We start from the raw sequence: 3,084 nt of genomic DNA on the forward strand, positions 1-3,084 counted from the left end.
TGGACCCGTCGGGGGGGATAATCCCCCCCGAACCCCCGTATATCTGAATAGTTACGACTTTTCCGTTATCCCCCATCCGGATCACCATGCCCCATGGTGGGGGGGTTCCTCCGAACGGAGGTCCGTTCCCCTGACCGAACCCCGGCCTTTTCAGGAATCTCCATGACCGCCAACGACCCTGTCTCGCCTCCGGATGCGGACTTCTACTCTCAGGGATGGGAGCAGGAGTGGGGAACCATGCGGCGTTTGTCGCCCATGGCGCGGCATACCCGACGCTGGATCTTCAAGGTGATGGAGCGGGCCGGTTCCTTTGATTCCGTGGTCGATTTCGGTGCGGGAGACGGCAACCTGCTGCAGGAGGTGCAACGTCGGTTTCCCAAGGTGGCCCTTTACGGGACCGACTTTGCCGAATCCTCCGTGGCCCGCTGTCGGAAACGTCTGCCGACCGCACAGGTGGTGCAGCACGATCTGCGTATGGAACACAACCCCTTCGGCAAGGTGCTGGATCTGGGCATCTGCTCCGAGGTGATCGAACATATCGATCGTCACCAAGAGGCGGTGCGGCACATGGGTCAATGGTGTCGTCGCCTGATTCTCACGGTTCCGGGGGGGGAGCTGGATGAGATGGCCCGGAATATGGGCCACCTGCGCCATTATGATGAGACGGGCCTTTGCTCCCTGGTGACGGGAGAGGGTCTGAAGGTTCTCTACTCCCGCACCTGGGGTTGGCCGCTGGCCTATCCCTGGTATGCGCGTCTGCGCAACCGGGCCGGGTACGACCAGGTTATCGGTACTTACGGACCGGGCAAGCGTCTGGCGACCTATCTGCTTTACGCCCTGTTTTTCGGCAATGATCTCTTTTCCGGGGGCAACAAGATCTTCCTGTTGCTCGAATCGCCCGCCTGCGCCGCCGATGCCGGACCGATCAGGAACACAGGCCACTGACCTGATCGAGAAACGCTTCGACCGTTGCCTCCCAGTCCGGCGCCAGGTGGAGCGCGGCCCGTTGTCGGGAGACCAGCAGGTCGCGATCGGCATGCAAACGGGCCACCGCCAGGGCGATGTTATCCGGGGTCGGATCGTCCACGACGGAGACCGCCGGCAGCATGGACGGATCCACCGCCGGTCGGGAAGCCACCACCGCCAGTCCCGAGGCCATGCCTTCCAGCAAAACGTTGGAGACGCCTTCCGCCGTGGACAGATGCAACAGCACATGGTGTTGCCGGTAGATGTCGGGCAACTGCTCCCGGGGGAGAGATCCCGTCAGATGCACGGTGATGTTTGCGGGCAATGCGGCGGCTTTTTTGCGCACTTCCGGATACAGCGGACCGTCTCCCACCAGGGTTGCCCGGATGGGAATGCCTTGTTGTCCCAGACGGTGCAGGGCATCCAGCCACTCCAGACAGCGTTTTCGCCGGATGAACTGTCCCACGAAAAGAGTGCGCAAGGGGGTTTCCAGGGGATCCAGGGAACCGGGGTGAAACCGCTTGCGATCGGTGCCGTTGGGCAGATTGTGCCAGGTCAGACCGGGCAGAAAGGCTTCGGCCATCCGACCCAGGGCGGCGCCGTTAGCCAGAACCCGATCGGCTTGCCGCAAGACCGGACGCACCAGAAGGGGCATCAGGGTTTGCAGGAGTCCCCATCGGGCCGGGGAGAATCCCGGTACGTCCGAACCGCGCAACGAGACGATCAGGGGGCAGCCCAGCCGCCGGGCTGCAGGCCGCATGGCGTGTCCTGCGGGAAAAGCGAAAAAGGCCACCAGCGCCTGCGGGGAAAACCGTTCCAGATGGGCCGGCGCGCCATGGCGCAATGCCAGATAGGAGGCGGCCAGTTGCGGAGCCGAGGGGGCCAGCACCCGACGCCGTCCCGTGCCGAGACGCACGATTTCCCGGTTTGAGGCCTCGGTGACCACGGTATCCTTCCAGCCCAGTCCGATGGTGATCACCTGGATGCGATGGCCCCGAAGGGCCAATGCGGCGGTGAACTGATCGAGCGCGGAGGCTGCCCCACCGCCGATGGGGGGGAATTCGTGACAGACGAAGGAGAATTTCATACGCTGATCCACGACCGGAAACGGATACAGCGAGCCCTGTTCTTCCAGGAGAGATTGTTCATGACGGATCAGCCACGCTTTGCTTTCGGACAAAATTGGCGAGAATTCAGTACTACCTTGAATGACGCCGCCTTGCAAGACGCGCGACGGCATGTCGCGGCGCTTTTGGAGAGCTGTTCTCCCGCGCATCGGGACTCTTTTCTGGATGTGGGCTGCGGCAGCGGCCTGTTTCTGCTGGCGGCGCGGGACCATTTTGCCCGGGTGACGGGGTTCGACTACGATCCGGTGTGCGTGGAGACCTCCCGGGATAATGTGGGCCGTTTTTCTGCCGGGGAGGGCGAGGTCACCCTTTTGCGCGGGGATGCCCTGGATGCCACCTTTCAGGAAGGGCTGGGCCGCTTTGATTGCGTCTACGCCTGGGGTTCGCTGCACCATACCGGAGAGATGTGGAAGGCGGTGCGTCTGACCGCCGGACGGGTTGCTCCGGGCGGTGTTCTGGTGCTGGCTCTGTACAACCGGCACTGGTCGAGTCCCTTGTGGTGGTACATCAAACGGTTGTACGTGGCCTCTCCCGGATGGCTGCGCCGGGTGCTGACCGGGTTGACGGCTCTTGCCGCCATTGTGGCCAAGGGTATTCACACCCGCAGCAATCCGCTGAAACAGCGTCGGGGCATGGGGTTTTATCACAACATGGTGGACTGGGTGGGCGGTTATCCCTACGAATACGCCTCGGTTCGGGAGGTGGTGGATTTCGTGGAGCCGCTGGGTTTCGAAAGCGTCGGCGTGCGTCCGGGGGATACGCCCATCGCCTGCAACGAGTTCGTATTCAGACGAGGGTAGGACGGGGGTCCGGGGGGGATTATCCCCCCCGGCGGGGTTCGGGGCGGAGCCCCGAGGTGTGGTCCGTAGCCTTGATCCTTTGTCGTTGCGGTCCGCTGCCACCAATGGAATCCCAAAAGTCCCCACCCGCACCTAACGGATTTATCGCAGCGGACCGCGGGGGGCAAGGGGGGGCCTCATCCCCCCATCCT

General features: G+C 63.1%; 3 protein-coding genes. 2 read left to right on the top strand and 1 reads right to left on the bottom strand.

Annotation, left to right across the window (positions count from 1 at the left end; all coding sequences use genetic code 11):
• Positions 1 to 162: 162 nt before the first annotated feature.
• Positions 163 to 945, top strand: a complete 783-nt coding sequence (locus tag HQL56_19200; protein ID MBF0311644.1) for a class I SAM-dependent methyltransferase — start codon at positions 163 to 165, stop codon at positions 943 to 945.
• On the opposite strand, the gene HQL56_19205 is transcribed toward HQL56_19200, so the two are convergent.
• A complete protein-coding gene (locus HQL56_19205; GenBank protein ID MBF0311645.1) occupies positions 926 to 2,053 on the bottom strand; it encodes a glycosyltransferase in 1,128 nt (375 codons plus the stop codon). The two genes, HQL56_19200 and HQL56_19205, sit on opposite strands and share 20 nt — an antisense overlap.
• Before the next feature lie 60 nt (positions 2,054 to 2,113).
• Between HQL56_19205 and HQL56_19210 the strand changes: the two genes are divergently transcribed.
• Positions 2,114 to 2,893, top strand: coding sequence for a class I SAM-dependent methyltransferase (locus HQL56_19210; GenBank protein MBF0311646.1), 780 nt, complete (start codon positions 2,114 to 2,116; stop codon positions 2,891 to 2,893).
• Positions 2,894 to 3,084 lie beyond the last annotated feature (191 nt).

This window comes from Magnetococcales bacterium (assembly GCA_015231925.1).
GTDB lineage: Bacteria > Pseudomonadota > Magnetococcia > Magnetococcales > JADGAQ01 > JADGAQ01.